The organism is Pseudomonas sp. P110(2024) (genome assembly GCF_057480795.1).
Genome location: NZ_JBLIYT010000002.1, coordinates 1 through 18744, shown reverse-complemented (window position 1 = coordinate 18744; position 18744 = coordinate 1). Strand labels below are relative to the sequence as shown.

23 protein-coding genes are annotated in these 18744 nt (G+C 63.9%); 8 read left to right on the top strand and 15 right to left on the bottom strand.

Annotated features, from left to right (window positions below):
• Positions 1–9 precede the first annotated feature (9 nt).
• Positions 10–465, bottom strand: a complete 456-nt coding sequence (locus tag AC25ND_RS03085; protein WP_069016051.1) for a hypothetical protein — start codon at positions 463–465, stop codon at positions 10–12.
• A gap of 371 nt (positions 466–836) precedes the next feature.
• Between AC25ND_RS03085 and AC25ND_RS03080 the strand changes: the two genes are divergently transcribed.
• Positions 837–1463 carry a response regulator transcription factor gene (locus tag AC25ND_RS03080; RefSeq protein ID WP_028690074.1) on the top strand — a complete coding sequence of 209 codons (627 nt, stop codon included), beginning with the start codon at positions 837–839 and terminating at the stop codon, positions 1461–1463.
• A 42-nt stretch (positions 1464–1505) separates the two neighbouring features.
• On the opposite strand, the gene AC25ND_RS03075 is transcribed toward AC25ND_RS03080, so the two are convergent.
• The 7 genes from AC25ND_RS03075 to metG form a co-directional block, all read right to left on the bottom strand.
• Positions 1506–1682 carry a PA3496 family putative envelope integrity protein gene (locus AC25ND_RS03075; protein WP_028690073.1) on the bottom strand — a complete coding sequence of 59 codons (177 nt, stop codon included), beginning with the start codon at positions 1680–1682 and terminating at the stop codon, positions 1506–1508.
• Positions 1683–1786: 104 nt separating this feature from the next.
• Positions 1787–2425 (bottom strand): endonuclease III, encoded by a 639-nt coding sequence (nth, locus tag AC25ND_RS03070; RefSeq protein ID WP_062363547.1) that lies wholly within the window; start codon positions 2423–2425, stop codon positions 1787–1789.
• 4 nt (positions 2426–2429) lie between these two features.
• Positions 2430–2954, bottom strand: a complete 525-nt coding sequence (locus AC25ND_RS03065) for an Rnf-Nqr domain containing protein (RefSeq protein WP_186594379.1) — start codon at positions 2952–2954, stop codon at positions 2430–2432.
• Positions 2951–3562, bottom strand: coding sequence for an RnfABCDGE type electron transport complex subunit G (locus tag AC25ND_RS03060; protein ID WP_186594388.1), 612 nt, complete (start codon positions 3560–3562; stop codon positions 2951–2953). Before AC25ND_RS03060 ends, AC25ND_RS03065 begins: the two co-directional genes overlap by 4 nt.
• Entirely contained in the window at positions 3559–4530 is a 972-nt protein-coding gene (locus AC25ND_RS03055; RefSeq protein WP_186594396.1) for an RnfABCDGE type electron transport complex subunit D, read from the bottom strand. The genes AC25ND_RS03060 and AC25ND_RS03055 overlap by 4 nt, the downstream gene beginning before the upstream one ends.
• Before the next feature lie 78 nt (positions 4531–4608).
• Positions 4609–5157, bottom strand: coding sequence for an Rnf-Nqr domain containing protein (locus AC25ND_RS03050; RefSeq protein WP_186594398.1), 549 nt, complete (start codon positions 5155–5157; stop codon positions 4609–4611).
• 89 nt (positions 5158–5246) lie between these two features.
• Positions 5247–7289 carry a methionine--tRNA ligase gene (metG, locus tag AC25ND_RS03045; RefSeq protein WP_062363562.1) on the bottom strand — a complete coding sequence of 681 codons (2043 nt, stop codon included), beginning with the start codon at positions 7287–7289 and terminating at the stop codon, positions 5247–5249.
• 158 nt (positions 7290–7447) lie between these two features.
• Between metG and apbC the strand changes: the two genes are divergently transcribed.
• Positions 7448–8542, top strand: a complete 1095-nt coding sequence (gene apbC, locus AC25ND_RS03040) for an iron-sulfur cluster carrier protein ApbC (protein ID WP_186594400.1) — start codon at positions 7448–7450, stop codon at positions 8540–8542.
• A 192-nt stretch (positions 8543–8734) separates the two neighbouring features.
• Here apbC and AC25ND_RS03035 read toward each other — a convergent pair whose 3' ends face one another.
• Positions 8735–8944: a cold-shock protein gene (locus tag AC25ND_RS03035; RefSeq protein WP_003254922.1), complete on the bottom strand. Its 210-nt coding sequence runs from the start codon at positions 8942–8944 to the stop codon at positions 8735–8737.
• A gap of 329 nt (positions 8945–9273) precedes the next feature.
• Between AC25ND_RS03035 and dcd the strand changes: the two genes are divergently transcribed.
• Both dcd and AC25ND_RS03025 read left to right on the top strand, forming a co-directional pair.
• The gene (dcd, locus tag AC25ND_RS03030; protein ID WP_003258001.1) at positions 9274–9840 is read left to right on the top strand and encodes a dCTP deaminase; all 567 of its coding nucleotides are present in this window, start codon (positions 9274–9276) and stop codon (positions 9838–9840) included.
• A 93-nt stretch (positions 9841–9933) separates the two neighbouring features.
• On the top strand, positions 9934–10176 hold the full coding sequence (locus AC25ND_RS03025; RefSeq protein WP_062363571.1) for a hypothetical protein: 243 nt from the start codon (positions 9934–9936) through the stop codon (positions 10174–10176).
• A gap of 6 nt (positions 10177–10182) precedes the next feature.
• On the opposite strand, the gene AC25ND_RS03020 is transcribed toward AC25ND_RS03025, so the two are convergent.
• The 6 genes from AC25ND_RS03020 to AC25ND_RS02995 all read right to left on the bottom strand — a co-directional run bounded on the left by AC25ND_RS03020 (position 10183) and on the right by AC25ND_RS02995 (position 15767).
• Positions 10183–11298: a succinylglutamate desuccinylase/aspartoacylase family protein gene (locus AC25ND_RS03020; RefSeq protein ID WP_062363574.1), complete on the bottom strand. Its 1116-nt coding sequence runs from the start codon at positions 11296–11298 to the stop codon at positions 10183–10185.
• A gap of 174 nt (positions 11299–11472) precedes the next feature.
• Positions 11473–13908: a penicillin acylase family protein gene (locus AC25ND_RS03015; RefSeq protein WP_486976097.1), complete on the bottom strand. Its 2436-nt coding sequence runs from the start codon at positions 13906–13908 to the stop codon at positions 11473–11475.
• Between the two features lie 193 nt (positions 13909–14101).
• Positions 14102–14305 (bottom strand): SEC-C metal-binding domain-containing protein, encoded by a 204-nt coding sequence (locus AC25ND_RS03010; protein ID WP_028690062.1) that lies wholly within the window; start codon positions 14303–14305, stop codon positions 14102–14104.
• 7 nt (positions 14306–14312) lie between these two features.
• A complete protein-coding gene (locus tag AC25ND_RS03005; RefSeq protein ID WP_186597738.1) occupies positions 14313–14789 on the bottom strand; it encodes an LEA/WHy family protein in 477 nt (158 codons plus the stop codon).
• Positions 14790–14791: 2 nt separating this feature from the next.
• On the bottom strand, positions 14792–15268 hold the full coding sequence (locus AC25ND_RS03000) for a YchJ family protein (RefSeq protein WP_028690060.1): 477 nt from the start codon (positions 15266–15268) through the stop codon (positions 14792–14794).
• 4 nt (positions 15269–15272) lie between these two features.
• Positions 15273–15767 (bottom strand): DUF6231 family protein, encoded by a 495-nt coding sequence (locus AC25ND_RS02995; RefSeq protein ID WP_186597736.1) that lies wholly within the window; start codon positions 15765–15767, stop codon positions 15273–15275.
• A 160-nt stretch (positions 15768–15927) separates the two neighbouring features.
• Between AC25ND_RS02995 and AC25ND_RS02990 the strand changes: the two genes are divergently transcribed.
• The 4 genes from AC25ND_RS02990 (at position 15928) to AC25ND_RS02975 (ending at position 18554) form a co-directional block, all read left to right on the top strand.
• Positions 15928–16620 (top strand): PA1041 family peptidoglycan-binding anchor lipoprotein, encoded by a 693-nt coding sequence (locus AC25ND_RS02990; protein WP_028690058.1) that lies wholly within the window; start codon positions 15928–15930, stop codon positions 16618–16620.
• A gap of 89 nt (positions 16621–16709) precedes the next feature.
• Positions 16710–17429, top strand: a complete 720-nt coding sequence (locus AC25ND_RS02985) for a PA1041 family peptidoglycan-binding anchor lipoprotein (protein WP_028690057.1) — start codon at positions 16710–16712, stop codon at positions 17427–17429.
• Between the two features lie 98 nt (positions 17430–17527).
• Positions 17528–17803, top strand: a complete 276-nt coding sequence (locus AC25ND_RS02980) for a DUF1145 domain-containing protein (protein WP_050704046.1) — start codon at positions 17528–17530, stop codon at positions 17801–17803.
• On the top strand, positions 17796–18554 hold the full coding sequence (locus AC25ND_RS02975; RefSeq protein WP_036985967.1) for a hypothetical protein: 759 nt from the start codon (positions 17796–17798) through the stop codon (positions 18552–18554). The genes AC25ND_RS02980 and AC25ND_RS02975 overlap by 8 nt, the downstream gene beginning before the upstream one ends.
• The last annotated feature ends 190 nt before the right edge of the window (positions 18555–18744 follow it).

Genomic DNA, 18744 nt, shown 5'->3' with positions numbered 1-18744 from the left:
CGGGTTTTTTCATGCCCGGGATTCAGCGGGCGGCGCGACCTCGCCTTCCTGCATCGGCGATACCGACAGGTGGATGCAGGTTCGCGTATCGAGGTTGTACAGGATCCAGCGCCGCTGTTGTCCGTGTGGACGCTCGACCATCCGCAGCACATGGTTTTCGATAATCTTCCGGCTGTCGGTACCGGAGATGGCGATGATCATTGCCCCTTTGTCCCTTGCCGCAGAGGGGGGCATTGTTTTATCCGAAGTACAGGCACGCCTGTCCGGGGCAAAGAGTGAACCGCTATTGAAGTTGAGTGTGAGAAAGAACAGCACGGTGAGGAAGAACGGAAAACCTACCAGGAACCAAGTGTAGACAGTCTGGCTGTCGTCACTGAGGAATGGTAGTGAGGCCAAGGCGGATCCCTCAATCACACCGGCAAAGACAGCGATAAGAGTCAACGGGCTGATGGGGTCGCGGTTCATGATGAGTGCCTGGCCATGCTTTGCTCATCTGTAGCCCGTTTTCCCCAGCCTGTTAAGCGTGGCTTGTTTCCCTACCCCGTAATGGCGTGGTTCGTAGGGCAGGCCTTTATCCAACCTGTATAGTCGAATTTTCCCGCGAAATGTGTCACCCGGCGACACTTGGATCCAATTTTGGCGACTGTTACTTTCTGACTCGTTGCGATGGACATGCATGTATTACATTTTGTTAATTAGCTGTTTGTAGGAAGAATCTCTAATAACAGTAGTCCACTTCTTTCGGTGAATCTGCCAGGGAAACCGCTGCATAAATAATCGTTATGCTCGGGTGTGGTGGTCTATCGAACTAAAAACAACGTATCAATGGGAATCGCATGAATAAAGTGCTGATCGTGGATGATCACCCGGTCATTCGCCTGGCCGTACGCATGCTGATGGAGCGGCATGGCTACGAGGTGGTGGCGGAGAGCGACAATGGTGTGGATGCCTTGCAACTGACGCGGGAATATCTGCCGGACATTGTCATTCTGGATATCGGGATCCCCAAACTGGATGGGCTTGAAGTGATTGCCCGAATGACCCTGGCAAGTCCGGGGACCAAGGTGTTGGTGTTGACGTCTCAGGCTCCAGGGCATTTCTCGATGCGCTGCATGCAGGCAGGGGCGGCGGGTTATGTGTGCAAGCAACAGGAACTGACCGAACTGCTCAGCGCGATCAAGGCCGTGCTGTCCGGTTACAGTTACTTCCCCAACCAGGCGCTGCACAAGGGGAGATCGGGTGTGAGTGGCGCCACGGAGATGGAGATGGTCGAGCGGCTTTCCGGGCGGGAGATGATGGTGCTGCAGCAGCTTGCCCGGGGCAAGAGCAACAAGGAGATCGCCGACAGCATGTTTCTCAGCAACAAAACAGTCAGCACCTACAAGACGCGACTGTTGCTCAAGCTCAATGCCCGCTCGCTGGTGGACCTGATCGAACTCGCCCAGCGCCACGGGCTGGCCTGAGCATCATTGAAAAAGCCTCCGCTCGGGAGGCTTTTGCGTCTACTACAGGTCGTAGTCGAAGTCGGCCAGTTGCTTTTGCAGGCGTCGTTCCTCAAGCATGTTGTCAATGGTGCGGCGTTTGCTCAGGTTGGTCTTGGCCGGTTCGGCCTGCGGCTCCACATCGTCGTCCGCACTCTGAAAATCGTCGTCGATTGCCAAGTCTTCTTTATCGGTGCTCATGCGTCACTCCAAGCCAAGGGGCCATTGGCCGTCCTTATAACGGGAATCGCAGAATGGGTAAAAAAGATTTTTTCAATCGCCTCGAGCAAGTATGAGCTATCGCCTCAATCGTCAGAAGTCTTCTGCTTGTATTCGCACAGGTCCTCGATCCGGCAACTGCCGCAGCGCGGTTTTCGGGCCTGACAGACATAGCGGCCATGCAGGATCAACCAGTGATGGGCATCGAGCAGATAGTCCCTGGGGACGAACTTGAGCAACTTCTTCTCCACCTCCAGCACGGTTTTACCCGGCGCGATGCCCGTGCGGTTGCTGACCCGGAAGATATGCGTGTCGACGGCCATGGTGAATTGGCGAAAGGCAGTGTTGAGCACCACATTGGCGGTCTTGCGGCCAACGCCTGGCAGGGCTTCGAGGGCTTCGCGGGTCTGCGGGACTTCGCCGGCGTGCTGTTCGATCAGCAGGCGGCAGGTTTCGATGACGTTCTTGGCCTTGCTGTTGTACAGGCCGATGGTCTTGATGTACTCGCTCAGGCCTTCGATGCCCAAGGCGTGGATCGCTTGTGGGGTGTTTGCGACCGGGAACAGGCGAGCGGTGGCCTTGTTGACGCCGACATCCGTCGACTGGGCCGAGAGGATTACCGCTATCAGCAGTTCGAAGGGGGTGGAATAGGCCAGTTCGGTCTTGGGCTCGGGATTGTCTTCATGCAGCCTGCGAAAGATCTCCAGGCGTTTGGCGGCATTCATGGGGTCAGCGGGTTCCTTGACGGCGTGAGGCGGTGTTCGATGGACGCAAGTGATTGTACAGGCCCAGCAGCAGGCCGAGCAGTATCAAGGCGCCAGGAGCCAGTGCGGCGAGGTGTAGGCCGAGAGCATCGCTCAGCAGTTGGCGGCAGATGCCCAGGGCCAGGCCGGTTGCGAGGACACCGAGCAGTCCTAGCCCCAACTGGCGATATCGGCCAGGTTGTGCTGGCAGTTGCTCATTGGCCAGGCAGGGCAGGGCCAACAGCAGCGGGTAGAGGGCAAGTTGCTGGGCCAGGGGCATCGCCCAGGCTTGCAGGCTGAGGTGCAGGCAGGTCGCCAAGGCGGCGGCAAGTACAGTACTTGCCCACAGGCGGGGGCCATGGTCCAGGTGCCTGCGCAGCGGGATCATCAATACCTGGTGCAGGCCTACCAGCAACACTGTGCAAAGGCTTATCGCCAACGCCTGGACGACAGTGCCGGTCGCGCCGAGCAATGGCACCAGGCTGATTGGCACGGGCCAGCAACGCTTCATGGGGGTATCTCACCGAGCAACGCGGGGCGATGTTGGTCGAAGTAGCGCAGCGTATCCTGGATCGCCTCGATGACTGCCCGCGAAGTCACTGTCGCCCCGGCTAGTTGGTCGAACGCACCCTGGTCACGCTTGAGCGCCCAGGCCTGTTCGGGTGTATCGCGCAGTGTCTGACCGAGAAACTGGTCCAGCCAATGGCGCGCCGGATCGACCAGTTGATCGCCCAAACCAGGGCTTTCCTGCTGTTTGAGTACACGCACGCCCACCAGACGGCCCGCAGGGCTGATGGCGATCACCAACTCGATGGCACCGCCATAGCCTTGGACGCTGCTGTGAAGCAGAACAGCGCTGGTGGCTCCCGCCAAGTTGGCGCGGTAGCCGGCCAGCAGATGGCTATGGCTCAGTTTAGTGTCCGTGAGTGCCACGGGCGTTTGCAATGGCCGGTTGTCGTAGCTGCCCGGTGGCAGCACCTTGAGCCACTGCTGTTCCTGCCACTGGCGGGAGGCCACGGCAATCGGTCCGGCGGTGAAGCGCTGCCAGGCCAGTGTCGCGGCAATCGCCAGTCCTGCCACCAGTAGCAGCACTGCGGTACTGCGTTTGCGGGCGATCATGGGCAGGCCTGCTGGCGGCGTTCCACCCAGCGGTCAAGGATGGGCGCGGCGAGGTTCATCAGCAGGACGGCGAACGCCGTGCCATCGGCGAAGCTGCCCCAAGTGCGGATCAGGTAGATCAGCAGGCCGGTGCCTATACCGAACAGCAGGCGGGCCTGCGGTTGCTTGCAGCCGGACACCGGTTCGGTGGCGATGAAGAAGGCGGCGAGCATGGTCGAACCGGACAGCAGGTGCAGCAGTGGCGAGCCGTGGGAGTCGGAGCCGGAGCCATTCCAGCCCAGCAGGCTGGACAGGAACAAGGCGCCGAGCAGGCCGACGGGGGCCTGCCAGCCGAAGACCTTGCGCTGCAGCAGGAACACCCCGCCGAGCAGGAAGGCGAGGTTGACCCACTCGGTGCCACGCCCACCCAGATGGCCGAACGCTGGGTGACTGGCGAACAGTTCGTCGATGGTCAGGCTACGGTTGTGGCGCAAGACATCAAGCACCGTGGGGCTGGCCCAGGCGTCGATCCTTTCACTGGCCCCGAAGCTCAGGCTCAGGCTTTCCACGAGCCCAGGTGCCTGACCTGGCCAGTGGTTCATCTGCAGTGGGAAACTCAGCAGGACGAACCCATAGCCGACCATGGCGGGGTTGAACAGGTTGCGCCCGACGCCACCGAAAGCCTGTTTCCCCAGGCCGATGGCGACGCAAGCCGCCGTCACCGGCAGCCACCAGGGCGCCTGGCTGGGTAAGGCAGCCGCCAGCAGCGTGGCGGTGACCAGCGCGCTGCCGTCGCCAGCGGCGCAGGCGACCGGCATTCTCCGCCAGCGCAGCAGCAGCGCTTCGGTGACCAGCGCCGTGCAAGCGCTCAACAGCAGATTGATCAGCACGCCCCAGCCATGCAACCAGAACAGCACCAGCAGACCAGGGGCGCAGGCTAGCAGTACCCGTTGCATGGAGCTGCGCAGGCGCGGATCAGTGGTCGTCATGGTTTTGCGCTTCCTTGAGGTGTTGCGCAGCAGTGGCTTCAATTGCCGGGGGCAAGACATTGATGCGTAGGGTCAGGATCATTGGGTGAAGAGTCCGTTGAATCCCGAAAGCGCCATGGCCATCACGCCGCTGCCGATCAGCTTCACAGGCAAGCCGCGCAGGGCTGCGGGTATTTCCCCATGGTGGCAGCGGGCGTCAAGGTCGGCATACAGCATGAGGGCCAGCCAGAATCCCAGTGCACTGATGACAGCCCACACCAGCACCCTCCATCCGTCCGCATCGTCGTTGGCAAGCTGTAACAGCAAGCCTAGCACCACGGCGTTTGCGCTCAGCAAGGGTTGCAGGCCGTGCATGGGCCAGCTTGGCCGAAAGCGTCGGAGCAGGTTTGGCAGTGTCCAGGCCAGTGCCGTCAGCAAGGGCAGGAAAATGAACAATTGCAGGTTCTGCAACTCCATGGGTGCGAGAAATTGTCGGTGCAGCCAGGCGCCGACAGGCAGCGCAACGAGGATCATCAGGGCCGAACACAGGCCCAATGCATGCAGGCGCGCACGCTCGATCGGCTCGGCCTTCAGGACCAGGTGATTGACCAGCGCGGCGCTGACCAGGATCAGGACGTAGTCACTCATGGCGATGCCGAAAGCGGGAGGGTGCCGTCATTATCGGACAGCGGGCGGCAGATGCAACTGCCCCGGCCATTTGGCCGGGGCAGGAGGGCTTACTTGATGCGCTGGCCTGGCTTGGCGCCGCTGTCAGGGCTGAGCAGGTAGATTTCTTCACCACCGGGGCCGGCGGCCATGACCATGCCCTCGGAAACGCCGAAACGCATTTTGCGCGGCTTGAGGTTGGCTACCATCATGGTCAGGCGGCCTTCCAGCAGGGAAGGTTCCGGGTAGGCCGATTTGATGCCCGAGAACACGTTGCGACGCTCGTCGCCGATGTCCAGGGTCAGCTGCAGCAGCTTGTCGGCACCGGGCACGGCTTCGGCCTTGACGATCAGCGCCACGCGCAGGTCGACCGCGGCGAAGGTGTCGAATTCGATCTCGGCCGACAGCGGGTCCTTGGCCAGCTCGCCATTGCCCGCCGGGGCGGCCTTGGCTTCGGCAGCCAGCAGGTCTTCCTTGCTGGCGGCGACCATGGCCTCGACCTTGGCCGGCTCGATACGGCTCATCAGGGCCTTGAACGGGTTGAGCTGATGGTTTTCCAGGCGCGACAGGTGGTCGTCCCAGGTCAGCGGGGCGACGTTGAGGAACGCCTCGGCATCCGCTGCCAGCAGCGGCAGCACCGGCTTGAGGAAGATTACCAGCTGGCGGAACAGGTTGACGCCCTGGGCGCAGATGGCCTGCACCTCGTCCTGCTTGCCCTCCTGCTTGGCCAGCGACCAGGGCGCCTTGTCGGCGATCCAGGCGTTGGCGCGGTCGGCCAGGGCCATGATTTCGCGCATGGCGCGGCCGAAGTCGCGGGCCTCGTAGGCCTCGGCGATCGACGGCGCGGCGGCGAGGAAGGCCTCGGTCAGTTCGGGCGCGGCATCGCCGGCAACCATCACGCCATCGTTGCCCTTGTGGATGAAGCCGGCGCAGCGGCTGGCGATGTTGACCACCTTGCCGACCAGGTCGGAATTGACCTTCTGCACGAAATCCTCGAGGTTCAGGTCGAGGTCATCGACGCCGCGACCCAGCTTGGCGGCGTAGTAGTAGCGCAGGTATTCCGGCTGCAGGTGGTCGAGGTAGGTGCGCGCCTTGATGAAGGTGCCGCGCGATTTCGACATTTTTGCGCCGTTGACGGTCAGGTAGCCGTGCACGTTGACCGCGGTCGGCTTGCGCAGGCCCGCGCCTTCGAGCATCGCCGGCCAGAAAAGCGCGTGGAAGTTGACGATGTCCTTGCCGATGAAGTGGTACAGCTCGGCCTTGGAGCCTTCGTTCCAGAACGCGTCGAAGTCCAGCTCCGGGCGGCGGGCGCAGAGGTTCTTGAAGCTGGCCATGTAGCCGATCGGCGCGTCCAGCCAAACGTAGAAGTACTTGCCCGGTTCGCCCGGGATCTCGAATCCGAAGTACGGCGCGTCACGGGAGATGTCCCATTCCTGCAGGCCCGAGTCCAGCCATTCGGCGAGCTTGTTGGCCACCGCGTCCTGCAGGGTGCCGCTGCGGGTCCACTGCTGCAGCATGGCCTGGAAGTCCGGCAGCTTGAAGAAGAAGTGCTGCGAGTCGCGCAGCACCGGGGTGGCGCCGGAGATCGCCGACTTGGGGTTCTTCAGTTCGGTGGGGGCGTAGGTGGCGCCGCATTTCTCGCAGTTGTCGCCGTACTGGTCCTCGGCCGCGCACTTGGGGCAGGTGCCCTTGATGAAACGGTCGGCGAGGAACATGCCCTTCTCGGGGTCGAAATACTGGGTGACCGAACGGTTGGCGATATGCCCGGCGTCGCGCAGACGGGTGTAGATCAGGCTCGACAGCTCACGGTTCTCCTCGCTGTGCGTGGAGTGGTAGTTGTCGAAGTCGACCAGGAAGTCGGCGAAGTCGGCGCTGTGCTCGGCCTGGACGTTGGCGATCAGCTGCTCCGGGGTGATGCCTTCCTTTTCCGCGCGCAGCATGATGGCCGAACCGTGGGCGTCGTCGGCGCAGACATAGATGCACTGGTTGCCGCGCAGCTTCTGGAAGCGCACCCACATGTCCGTCTGGATGTACTCCAGCATATGGCCAAGGTGGATCGATCCATTGGCATAGGGCAGGGCGCTGGTGACGAGAATCTGACGTGGCTCGGACATGGTGGCTCGGCTACTTATCTGGCTACGGGGTAAAAATGAGGGTGATCGGCCACTATAAAGGGCTGGCGAATTTATTTCACCCCAAGGACGCATCTGCTGACGATTGACGGGTTAGCATAGGCGCCTGTTCCGTATCCAGTTTGCCAATGGGAGCCTCCATGAGTGCCGTCACCCGTGCCGCCGTCGAAGGCGTGCTTCGCCAGTACACCGACCCCTACCTGAACCAGGACCCGGTCAGCGCCGGTTGCGTGCGCGCCATCGACATCCAGGGCGGGCAGGTCAGCGTGCAGTTGCAGTTGGGGTATGCCGCCGGCCTGTTCAAGGGCGGCTGGGCGCAGGTGCTGCAGACCGCGATCGGCAACCTCGATGGCGTTGCCTCGGCGAGCGTGAGCATCGACTGCGTGATTGCCACCCACAAGGCTCAGGCCCAGGTGCCGGCCATGGCCAACGTGAAGAACATCATCGCCGTGGCCTCGGGCAAGGGCGGGGTCGGCAAGTCGACCACCGCCGCCAACCTGGCCCTGGCCCTGGCCCGCGAGGGCGCCCGAGTGGGTATTCTTGATGCCGACATCTATGGCCCGAGCCAGGGGGTGATGTTCGGCATCGCCGAGGGCACCCGTCCGCAGGTGCGCGATCAGAAGTGGTTCGTGCCGATCAAGGCCCATGGCGTCGAGGTCATGTCCATGGCGTTTCTCACCGACGACAACACGCCGATGGTCTGGCGTGGCCCGATGGTTTCCGGGGCATTGCTGCAACTGGTGACCCAGACCGCCTGGGACGACCTCGACTACTTGGTGATCGACATGCCGCCGGGCACCGGCGACATCCAGCTGACCCTGGCGCAGAAGGTGCCGGTGGCAGGCTCGGTGATCGTCACCACGCCCCAGGACCTGGCGTTGCTGGATGCGAAGAAAGGCGTGGAGATGTTCCGCAAAGTCAACATCCCGGTGTTGGGCGTGGTCGAGAACATGGCCGTGCATATCTGTTCCAACTGCGGCCATGCCGAGCACCTGTTCGGCGAAGGCGGTGGCGAGAAGCTGGCGGCGCAGTACGGCGTCGAACTGCTGGCCTCGCTGCCGCTGTCGATGCTGATCCGCGAACAGGCCGACAGCGGCAAGCCGACCGCCATCGCCGAGCCGGAAAGCCAGATCGCCATGGTCTACCAGGAGCTGGCGCGGCAGGTGGGGGCGCGGATCGTGCTGCAGGAAGCGGCGGCGCCGGTGATGCCGAGCATTACCATCAGCGAGGATTGATTCGGGCTGGGTAGCTCAGGACCTGAGGGGCGTGGGTGCGGGCTTGCCCCGCGATGATGGTTGCCTGGGCTGGCGCCATCGCGGGGCAAGCCCGCTCCCACGAATAGATATGCTTACAAAGCCATCAATCTTCAGGCACAAAAAAACCCGCCAATGGCGGGTTTTTTTTGAAAGCGAGGAAGCGAGATCGACTTAGGCGATCTGAACTTCTTCAGCCTGCATGCCTTTCTGGCCGCGGGTAGCGACGAAAGTAACAGCCTGGCCTTCTTTCAGGGTTTTGAAGCCGTCAGCTTGGATGGCTTTGAAGTGCACGAACAGGTCGTCGCCCGACTGAGGGGTGATGAAGCCGTAGCCCTTCTCATCGTTGAACCACTTGACAACACCGGATTGACGGTTGGACATTTTTCTGTCTCCTTGGACAAAGTTGATAACGGTCAGGAAACACCCTGACCGGGACTGAGCGCAAAGAGAGCAGAAAATTCAGCGATGGGCCGATCAGGATCGTGCATCAAACTAGAGATTCTCGGTGTCACGTGCAGCACAGTGGCGCCACCTTAACCCACTTTCCACAACCTGCCAATGGCCAAGAAGCGCTTTGATGAAATTCGGATCGGCGGCCTGTACAGGCCCCGTCCGGCGCGGGATAGGGCGAGGAAACTTTAACCTGGGCGTTGGGACCGGTAAGATGCACCTCTCGTTTTTTACCCCGCACTCTTCAGGACACCCCCGCCATGAGCATCAAATCGGACAAGTGGATTCGCCGCATGGCGCAGGAACACGGCATGATCGAACCGTTCGTCGAGCGCCAGGTGCGCGGCGAGCAGGACAGCCGGGTCATTTCCTTCGGTGTCTCCAGCTATGGCTACGACGTACGCTGCGCCGACGAATTCAAAGTCTTCACCAACATCAACTCGGCCACCGTCGATCCGAAGAACTTCGATGCCGGCAGTTTCGTCGACATCAAGAGTGACGTGTGCATCATTCCGCCGAACTCCTTCGCCCTGGCCCGCACCGTCGAGTATTTCCGCATTCCGCGCGACGTGCTGACCATCTGCCTGGGCAAAAGCACCTACGCCCGTTGCGGCATCATCGTCAACGTCACGCCGCTCGAGCCCGAGTGGGAAGGCCATGTGACCCTGGAGTTCTCCAACACCACCACGCTGCCGGCGAAGATCTACGCCAACGAAGGCGTGGCGCAGATGCTGTTCCTGCAGTCCGACGAGGAATGTGAAGTGTCGTACAAGGACCGTGGTGGCAAGTACCAGGGCCAGCGCGGCGTCACCCTGCCACGCACCTGAGCCGACAAAGCGCGGGAATTGTTTCCGCGCCCGGAACTCCAACGAGAAGTCCTGGCGCGCATGCCGTGCGCCGGGCCTCGTCAGGAGCCGCCTATGAAAATCGACCCCGCAATCAGTGCCAAGCTGGCCGTCCTGCAGCCGAACCAGATCGGATTGCTGGCCTGGTCGCTGATGGCCCACCCGCCGATCCACACACCGCTGCCGATGCAGGCCGGTGGCGTGCCGCACCAGCCCGATCCCGACACACCGCAGCCGCCGGAACCAGGTGAGCACCCACCGATGGAGCCGGGCGAGCCGACCCTGCCCGATGAGCCGCCGCCCGCCCCAGTGGCCTGATTTGTCTCAGTTGCCCAGCAGATAGCCGCTGCGGCAAACCTGTGCGCCGGCCACATGGGCAACCACCATGCCCGCCGTGGCCATGCGCCTGATGCTGCGCGCGTAGAGCAGGCCGGCCTGGGTATTGCGCAGAGGGGTGACCCGGTCGTTGAGCGGGTCGATGACCTCGGCTATCAGCTCTCCGGCTTGCAGGTACTGGCCGGGCGCGGCGTGGAACACCAGCAGCCCGCCAAGCGGCGTCATGACTGGTTCCACCGCCGCCAGCGGCGTCGCCGGGTGAACCAATGCGGGCAGCGGGGCCGGCTGGCCCTCGATGATCCCGGCATGGGTAAGGAAGTCGAGGATCGCCTGGCAGTCCCGGGTCGCCAGGGGGTGGCTGACATCGGCCTGGCCGCGCAGCTCGATGGTCACCGAGAAACTGCCCTGGGGGATCGGGAAGCGTTTGGCGAAACGCTGCTGCAGTTGCCACCACACCAGGCTGAAACACTCATCGAACGACTGTCCACCCGAGTCGGTGGCCAGCAGGCTGGCCTGCACGCCCAGGTAGCGGGCCAGCGGCTCGACCTGGGGCCAGGCTTCCGGCGTGGTATACAGATGCTCGACCGCCTCGAAGTCGCAGTGCAGGTCGAGGACCATGTCGGCGTCGCAGGCCAGGCGTTGCAGGGTCAGGCGCTGCGACTGCAGCGGCGTGTGCGCGGGGTGGGCTTCCAGGCCCCGGCGCAGGTATTCGCGAATCAGCGCCAGGTTGTGCGCCGGATCCTGGGTGAGATGGCCTTCGATCTGGTCACCGATGCTGTCGGACAAGTCGACGAACTTGCGGTTGAAGTTTTCACCGCTTTGCAGTTCGAAACGGCCCAGCGGCGCGTCCAGCAGCACCTGTTCCAGGCCCACCGGGTTGGCCACCGGTACGAGGATGATCTCCTTGCGCAAGCGGCCCTGCTGCTCCATTTCCCCGAGTCGCTGCTTCAGGTGCCAGGCCACCAGCATGCCCGGTAGCTCGTCGGCGTGCAGCGAGGCCTGGATGTACACCTTGCCGGCGCCACGCGGGCCAAAGTGGAAGCTGTGCAGCTGGCGGGCGATACCCGGGACAGGGGAGAGCAGGTCGTGGGTCGATTGGTGCATGGTGGTCCTGATATCAGCGTTTTAGGGCGAAGGCTGGGATCAAGGATAGAAGCATAACTTCGGGAGTGGCGCACTATTCGGATCGCGGGGCGCAAGGGAGCCAGGCGATGACTTGGTATCGGCCATGAGATCGAGCGCCGCCAGCGCGACGCTTGATCTCGACTGCCAAATGAGCTACTTGCCAGGCACCAGGGTCAACCGCTGGCTGCCATAGGCCCGGGCAAAGTTCTGTGGTTGCAGCGGCAGGCTGCTGAAACGGCCTTTGAACCAGGCATCGAGCCCGTCGCTGTAGTGGCGGCTGGCCGGGTTGCCGGACTGGCCGTTGCTGGTCAGTACCTGCAGCGGTTCGGCCTGGCCGAAGTCGATGATCATGCGCGCCGAGGCCGGCAACTGAGTGTCGAAGCCGCTCCCCAAGGCATAAGGCGTCAGGGCCAGGGTGCTGAAGTCGCCTCCCGCCGCCAGGGGCGCGCGGTCGAGCTTGTCGCCCAGGCCGTGATAGGTCGGTGCCGGCCAACGGTAATGGTGCAGCTTGCCCCATTGCCAGGCACGGCGATCCGCGCCGAGCTGGGCGGTGCCGGCATCCACCGCGGCGGCCAGGCTGCGGGCGAGGATGGTCGGCTTGTCTTCCTTCTGCGGCGTGCCGCGATCATCCCAGAACGGGCTGTCCTCGCGCCCCAGCAGGTGATCGACCTGGGCGGAGTAGGAGAGCTGGGCATTGCCGACGAAGGCCTGCCAGGCCGGGCTGGATTCCGGGCCCAGTTCGTCGAGGAAGGTCCGCCGGGTGACCGCCTGCAGGAACAGTTCATACAGCGCGGCATCGGCCGACACCGGGCTCAGCCGGCCATCGAAGGCCTTGAGCCGGGCCAGGGCATCGCGGGCCTTGTCGCGCTGCCCGGCGGGCAGGGCATCGATGGCCTGCTTGAGCGGCTGGGCCATGCCGGGCGCGTCGAACATCTGCTTGAGCTTGTCGGCCAGCAGCGTCACCTGGTCGTTCTGCAGGGCCATCAGGCTGCGGCTGTCGTGACGACCGTTGCCGGCCAGCTGGGCCATGCGCTCGGCACGCTCGGGGTAGTACCAACTGCTCGACAGCTGCATGCCATAGCCCTTGGGCAGGCTGCGCTGGTTGGCGTGACCGATGAAGCCGGCGGGCGGATCCTGGTCGTAGGGGTGCAGCATCGGGTCGGCGTAGCCGTCCCAATCATAACGCCCGTCCCAGCCCGGCGAGGGCAGCAGGCCCTGGCCTTCGCGGCGGTTGGGGTAGCGGCCACTGACCTGCCAGCCGATGTGCTGGGGCTCGGCGAACACGAAGTTCAACGCCGCCGCAGCGACCTCGCGGGTGCTGTCGAAGGCGCGCTCGATGTTCTGCGCGCGGGTCAGGTCGAACAGCGCGTCGAGGCTGCGATCTTCCTTGAGCTGCGGTAGGTGCAGGGCCAGGGCCAGGCTGCCATGGCCTGGCAGCAGGGTGCCATGGCGGGTGTCGTACATGACCTCGCGCTGCGGGCGCTGGCCGCGGACGAAGAAGGTTTCATTGCGTGCGCGGGCCTGCTGCCACTTGCCGTCAGCGAGGTAGCTCAGCTGGCTGCCCTGGCGGCGTACTTGCTCGAGGAACAGGTCCTGGTTGTCGGCCATCACCGCGCTGCTGCTCCAGGCCAGCTTGCCGTTGTAGCCGGCCAGCACGATCGGCAGGCCTGGCAGCGACAGGCCGGCGACCCGGTACTTGGTGGTATGGATCTGCACCGGGCTCAGTGCCCAGGCGGCGCGGTTGTCGCTGGCCAGCAGGCTATTGCCGCTGCGGCTGCGCTGGGGCGTCAGGGCCAAATTGGCTGAGCCGGGGGCGCCCAGCAGGCCGAGGTCGGCCAGTTGCTGGCCGGCGGCGGTGAGTGCGCCGAGCCCTGGCAGTTGGCTGGTCAGGTTCACGCCCTTGAGTTTGTCGAGCTCGCCCTCGGCCAGTGGCTCGTCGGGGGCGCCGGGCAGCAGCCAAGAGAGTTTGTCGGCACCGACCTTCTGCGCCAGGGTCAGGGCCGACAGTTCCTCCTGCAGGTTCACCGACTGGCTGAAGGCGTAGAGGCTGAAGATCAGTGCCGAGTCCTCGGGCTTCCAGTATTCCGGGCGGTAGCCGCTGCGGGCGAGCTCGCCCGGCAGCTTGTCGCGGTAGCGGAACAGGTAGGCGTTGACCCCGCGGGCGTACACCTCGAAGAAGCGCTTCAGGCGCGGCGAGGCATCGGCATACAGCTGGCCGGCGCTCTGCTTGAGGTTGGCGGCGCGCATCAGGCGATCGATCTCCAGGGCATCGGCCCCGGCCAGCTCGGCCAAGCGCCCCTGGGCCAGCAGGCGCATGGCGACCATCTGCTCGATGCGATCCCCGGCGTGCAGGTAGCCCAGGCTGAACAGCGCGTCATGGAAGCTGCTGCTTTCGATCAGCGGCGCGCCCATCGCGTTGCGCCGAACCGAGACGTTCTGCGCCAGGCCCTTGAGCGGTTGGATGCCCGTCGTCGGCAGCACACTGTCCTGGTGACCACCCATCTGGCAGCCGCCGAGCGCGAGCAGGCCTAGCAACGCGGCAGCACTGCCGAGGCGGAGAGGGAAGGGCGGAAGGACGGGGGCGGCCATGACTAGGCTCCTGCAGGGCGTGGCGGGGTTCTGAAAGGCGCTAAGGTAGTGAGCGCGCAGTCGCCGTGCAAGGTGCCGGGGAGCTTTATTTACCAGTGGTCGTGCTGGTATGTGCGGATCGCGGGCCAAGCCCGCTCCCACGACGATTTGCCGGGGAGCGGGCTTGGCCCGCGATGGCCTGATTTGACGTCGATCAGGCGCCGTGGCACTTCTTGAATTTCTTCTCGCTGCCGCACGGGCAAGGGTCGTTGCGGCCGACGTCCTTCAGGGCGTTGCGCACCGGCTCCTGGTGGCCGTGGTTGCAGTGCGGGCCGTGTACATGGCCATGGTCGTGGGCGTGGTGATGGTCGTGACCGTGGTTGCAGTCGGGGCCATGGACATGGGGTTGCTGGGTCATTGCGGGGTTACTCCGGTTGTAGATCGCCGGGGATTATCTCACCCCTTTGCGACAAGTGCAGGTCCCGATGGAGGATCAGCCCGGTGGCCAGCTCGCCGCGCAGTTGGTATTGCAGGGGTTGCCCACGCTTGAGCAGCTTCGCCAGGGGCTTGAGGTGCTGCCAGAGGTTGGTGCGCACGGTGATCTTGAAGGTGCGCCGGGCCTGGCCGCCGACGCTGCGCCATAGGCTGGTCTCGTCCTCGGCCAGGAGCAGGTCGCCCAGGCGCACCGAATAGGTCAGATGACGGATGAACAGGCGGCTTTCGTTGGGGTTGTCGACCCGCAGGTGCAGGACGAACTCCTGCTGATGCAGACGCATCTTCACCGGCTCCACCTCGAGCAGGTGCAGCTGTGGCTCACGCCAGGTGTCGCCGCCCCAGCCGGCGCAGCCCGTCAGCCAGCCCAGCAACAGGCAGAGTGTGAGCAGGCGGGCCAGGGGGCGCATGTTCAACTACCGAGGTAACTGGCGCAGCATTTCTTGAATTTCTGCCCGCTGGCGCAGGGGCAGGGATCGTTGCGACCGGCCTTGAGTGCCACGGTCGGGTCGATGAAGTACCAGCGTCCTGCATGCTGGACGAATGCCGAGCGCTCGCGGTGCTGGTGGTCGCCTTCCAGGTCGTGCCAGCGTGCGGTGAAGGTGACGAAGGCGTGTTCGGGTTGCCCACCCAGTACCTCGGCGCTTTCCACCTCCAGCCCCAGCCAGGTGCTCTGCGCGCTCCAGGCCGCCATGGCGGCGCGATCCAGCTCGGCCTGCTGGGCCGGCAGGGTGGTGTTCACCAGGTAGTCGATCAGGCCCAGCACGTAGGCGCTGTAGCGCGAACGCATCAGGGTCTGGGCGTCCGGTGCCGGGGTGCCGCTGTGATAGTGCCCACAGCAGGCGTCGAGCAGGTTGCCGCTGCCGCAGGGGCAGATCGAGACACTCATCCAGTCACCACCAGTACTTGCCGAAGTTTTCAGGGTTGGCCCAGAACTTTGCATTGAGCCAGTCCGGGACCTGCTTGTAGTCATGCAGATCATAGGTGAACAGGCTCAACACCTGTTCGTCGCGCTGGAACTTCTCGCTGGCCGAGAGTGCCAGCGAATAGAAGTCGGTGTCCTGCCAGCCGCAGGCGTTCAGATCCGCCAGCACCGCGACGCGGCTGGCGTTGAGGTTGCGGATGCCGCCCAGCAGCTCCAGGCCGGTGCGCTTGGGCAGGTGCTCCAGACAGTCGACCAGTACCGCCAGGTCGAAGCGTCGGGCTGCCTGTTCGGCGGTGAGCGGACCGGGTGCGGCGACCTCGATCCGGGTCTCGGGATGGGCGGCAGCGAAGGCTTCCAGAGCCGGGAAGCGACTGCCCACCAGCAGCAACTGGCGCGGGGTGAAGCGATCGAGCAGGGCGGCCAAGGCCTGCTGCGGCGTGCGTTGTGAAAAAACCTCGGTCATTGCCATTCCTCGTTCAGGTCGCTCAAGACTAGCGGTCCTAAGCGATCGGGCAAAGAGGCGCGTCGCTACGTCGGGGCTTATTGCTGGCAGAGCGGTAATCGCCGGTCTTTACTCCCAGAGCATCGGTAATGCACCGATTCCCCCTAGGAGAAGCAACAAGATGAGCATAGTACGCACAGCGATACCCCTGGTTCTGCTCACCAGTGTGTTGACTGGTTGTGCAGGTTTGCAGAAAACCGACTGGCCGAAGTGCGCTGCCGTCGGGGGCGTGGGCGGCGCGGCCCTGGGCGCGATCGAGAGCTCCAGCTGGGCTGGCTGGGGCGCATTGCTCGGTGGTGGCCTGGCGGCCGGCTATTGCTGGGCCCACGGCGATGGCGACGAAGACGGCGATGGTGTGCCGGACAGCCGCGACAAGTGCCCTGGTACTCCGCGTGGCGTGCAGGTCGATGCCAACGGTTGCCCGCCTGAGCCGGCGCCGGTGGTCGAGGAAGTGGTGGTGCAGAAGGAAGAGGTCATCGTCATTCGTGACGTTCACTTCGAGTTCAACTCGGCAAGCCTGACTCTCAAAGACAAAGAACGCCTGGATAAAGTGGCCAGTCGCCTGAAGCAGGAAGCGCCGAGCGCTCGTCTGAGCGTGACAGGTCACACCGACAGCGTCGGCTCCGATAGCTACAACCAGAAACTTTCCGAGCGTCGTGCCCAGTCGGTGACCAACTACTTGGTCGAAAGCGGCGTGCCGCGAGCCAGCTTCATTTCGGTGGGGGGCGCGGGTGAGACCCAGCCGGTCGCTGACAATGCCACGGCCGATGGCCGGGCGATGAACCGGCGCACCGAGATCAAGATCCAGCGTTGAGTGCCGTACGCCCGCGCCTTGAGAAGTGACGCGGGCGCGTCTTTACTCCTGTGTGACCGGTAGCGGCCGGTGACACAGGAGCAATCACCATGCGTGTTTTGTCGAAAGCGGCGCTGCCGTTGGTGGTGGCGACGAGCCTGATTACAGGCTGCGCCACCCACAGCGATGGCAGCGCTCCCCTCAATCAAAGGACCTGGCCCATCTGCAGCCTGCTGGGCGGACTGGTCGGCGGCGGCCTTGGCGCCATCGAAAGTTCCAGCTGGGCGGCCGGTGCCGGCGTTGCCGGTGCGATTGCCGGTGGCCTGATCTGCTATGCCCAGGATGGCGACGAGGATGGCGATGGCGTATTCGACCGCCGCGACCGCTGCCCGGACACCCCGGCAGGTACCCAGGTCAATCACATGGGCTGCCCGCTGCCGCAGTATCCGGCGTCGGCACCCCAACCGGAACCCACCGCAACCCCAGAGGTGATCACGCTCGATGACCAGGGCCAGGTGCTGTTCGCCTTCGACTCCGCCGAGCTGACCCAGGGCGCCCAGCAGCGCCTGCAAGGTTTGCTGCCCAAGCTCAACGACCCCAGTGTGACCAGTGTCAAGGTCATCGGTTTCACCGACAGCGTGGGCTCGGATAGCTATAACCAGCGCTTGTCCGAGCGTCGCGCCAGTGGTGTTGCCGAGTACTTGATCAGCCAGGGGCTGGCGCCGAACAAGGTGACCAGCCAGGGCCGTGGCGAGAGTGAGCCGGTGGCTGACAACGACACCGATGAGGGGCGCTCGCGCAACCGACGGGTGGAGCTGCACCTGAACTGAACCCCTCTGGCGCATGCCCTGGCAGTAGGGTTACTGTTGCCGGCGCGGCCCCCTCGAACGGGCCGCGCCGACATAACAACAATCCATGGGGGCCGGACATGAAGTTCATCCTGGGCCTGGGCAAGGCTCTGACGGTGGCGTTCTGGGGCGTGGTGCTGTTCAACCTGTTCATGCCGCAGCCGTTGCCGCTCAATCTGCTGATCAATGCCGCGGGTATCGTCCTGCTGTCGCTGCATGCGCTGGAGGTGCTGTTCTTCAATGGCAGCCTGCGCGGGCGCAGCCACCGTTGGTTCGATCGCCTGCAGATCCTGCTGACCGGTATCTTCCACGTCATGTCCATCCCCCGTCCGCAGGAGGCGTCGAGCCATGCGTAAACTGATGTTGCTGGCCGCACTGGCCAGCCCCCTGGTCCAGGCCGAAAGCCTGGAGGTCGCCGCCCATTCGATGCTGCGTCTGCCCAACAAGGCGGCCAGTGTGCACCTGGAGCAGTTGCGGGTGGCCGACTCGGCGACGCTGTTGCTGCCGGCCACGCTTACCGAACTGAAGATCGACCGGCTCGAGCTGGGGCGCGATGCGCGGATCGCCATTGCGCCGGCGGAGCGGGACCTGAGTATCGAGGCTTTGAGTGCCTACCTGGGCGAGGGCAGCGAATTCAGCGCGCCTGGGGCGCCCGGGACCTATGAACGTGCTGCGCGGCCTGGGCGTAACCTGGATCTGCGGTTGCAGGCGCTGGAGGCGGACCGGCTGTCGATCGACGCCCGCGGCGGGGCTGGGGCGCCGGGGTATGTTGGGCTCGATGGGGCCAATGGCAAGCCCGGGGGGTGTACCTGGGGGCAGGCCAGCCGTGGGGCCAATGGTGATGATGGTGGCAATGGGCATGATGGGGCTTCCGGCGGGCGGGTTCGTCTGGCGGTGCCTGAAGGGTTTGCGCAAGAGCGGATTGTGGTGCGGCTTGATGGCGGTGCTCCGGGCAAGGCGGGGGCTGCTGGGAAGGCTGGTTTGGGTGGGGCCAGTAAGGGGTGTCTGGTTTATCGGACTGATGCTGGGGGGGATGGGCGGCCTGGGCAGGCCGGGCAGCCTGGGTTGGCTGGGGGCTCGGGGGAGTTGATTCTTCAGCGGCTTTGAGTTTCTTTGGTTAGTGTTGTTTGGTTGTTTGGTTATTTTAGTTGGTGTTGAGAGTTGTATTTGCATTCATTTGCGATGTTGACGCTTATTCGAGGGTGTCAGAAATTTTGTGTTCGGGCATAACATGAGTAAGAGGTGCATGTATGCCAACCAAAAAGAAACCCTTGCGTGACCTGCCCAAAATCCCCAA

Excerpts from the sequence above, each read along its gene's own strand:
- AC25ND_RS03085 (WP_069016051.1), bottom strand. The coding sequence starts at position 465 with ATGAACCGCGACCCCATCAGCCCGTTGACTCTTATCGCTGTCTTTGCC.
- AC25ND_RS03080 (WP_028690074.1), top strand. The coding sequence starts at position 837 with ATGAATAAAGTGCTGATCGTGGATGATCACCCGGTCATTCGCCTGGCC.
- AC25ND_RS03075 (WP_028690073.1), bottom strand. The coding sequence starts at position 1,682 with ATGAGCACCGATAAAGAAGACTTGGCAATCGACGACGATTTTCAGAGT.
- nth (WP_062363547.1), bottom strand. The coding sequence starts at position 2,425 with ATGAATGCCGCCAAACGCCTGGAGATCTTTCGCAGGCTGCATGAAGAC.
- AC25ND_RS03065 (WP_186594379.1), bottom strand. The coding sequence starts at position 2,954 with ATGAAGCGTTGCTGGCCCGTGCCAATCAGCCTGGTGCCATTGCTCGGC.
- AC25ND_RS03060 (WP_186594388.1), bottom strand. The coding sequence starts at position 3,562 with ATGATCGCCCGCAAACGCAGTACCGCAGTGCTGCTACTGGTGGCAGGA.
- AC25ND_RS03055 (WP_186594396.1), bottom strand. The coding sequence starts at position 4,530 with ATGACGACCACTGATCCGCGCCTGCGCAGCTCCATGCAACGGGTACTG.
- AC25ND_RS03050 (WP_186594398.1), bottom strand. The coding sequence starts at position 5,157 with ATGAGTGACTACGTCCTGATCCTGGTCAGCGCCGCGCTGGTCAATCAC.
- metG (WP_062363562.1), bottom strand. The coding sequence starts at position 7,289 with ATGTCCGAGCCACGTCAGATTCTCGTCACCAGCGCCCTGCCCTATGCC.
- apbC (WP_186594400.1), top strand. The coding sequence starts at position 7,448 with ATGAGTGCCGTCACCCGTGCCGCCGTCGAAGGCGTGCTTCGCCAGTAC.
- AC25ND_RS03035 (WP_003254922.1), bottom strand. The coding sequence starts at position 8,944 with ATGTCCAACCGTCAATCCGGTGTTGTCAAGTGGTTCAACGATGAGAAG.
- dcd (WP_003258001.1), top strand. The coding sequence starts at position 9,274 with ATGAGCATCAAATCGGACAAGTGGATTCGCCGCATGGCGCAGGAACAC.
- AC25ND_RS03025 (WP_062363571.1), top strand. The coding sequence starts at position 9,934 with ATGAAAATCGACCCCGCAATCAGTGCCAAGCTGGCCGTCCTGCAGCCG.
- AC25ND_RS03020 (WP_062363574.1), bottom strand. The coding sequence starts at position 11,298 with ATGCACCAATCGACCCACGACCTGCTCTCCCCTGTCCCGGGTATCGCC.
- AC25ND_RS03015 (WP_486976097.1), bottom strand. The coding sequence starts at position 13,908 with ATGGCCGCCCCCGTCCTTCCGCCCTTCCCTCTCCGCCTCGGCAGTGCT.
- AC25ND_RS03010 (WP_028690062.1), bottom strand. The coding sequence starts at position 14,305 with ATGACCCAGCAACCCCATGTCCATGGCCCCGACTGCAACCACGGTCAC.
- AC25ND_RS03005 (WP_186597738.1), bottom strand. The coding sequence starts at position 14,789 with ATGCGCCCCCTGGCCCGCCTGCTCACACTCTGCCTGTTGCTGGGCTGG.
- AC25ND_RS03000 (WP_028690060.1), bottom strand. The coding sequence starts at position 15,268 with ATGAGTGTCTCGATCTGCCCCTGCGGCAGCGGCAACCTGCTCGACGCC.
- AC25ND_RS02995 (WP_186597736.1), bottom strand. The coding sequence starts at position 15,767 with ATGACCGAGGTTTTTTCACAACGCACGCCGCAGCAGGCCTTGGCCGCC.
- AC25ND_RS02990 (WP_028690058.1), top strand. The coding sequence starts at position 15,928 with ATGAGCATAGTACGCACAGCGATACCCCTGGTTCTGCTCACCAGTGTG.
- AC25ND_RS02985 (WP_028690057.1), top strand. The coding sequence starts at position 16,710 with ATGCGTGTTTTGTCGAAAGCGGCGCTGCCGTTGGTGGTGGCGACGAGC.
- AC25ND_RS02980 (WP_050704046.1), top strand. The coding sequence starts at position 17,528 with ATGAAGTTCATCCTGGGCCTGGGCAAGGCTCTGACGGTGGCGTTCTGG.
- AC25ND_RS02975 (WP_036985967.1), top strand. The coding sequence starts at position 17,796 with ATGCGTAAACTGATGTTGCTGGCCGCACTGGCCAGCCCCCTGGTCCAG.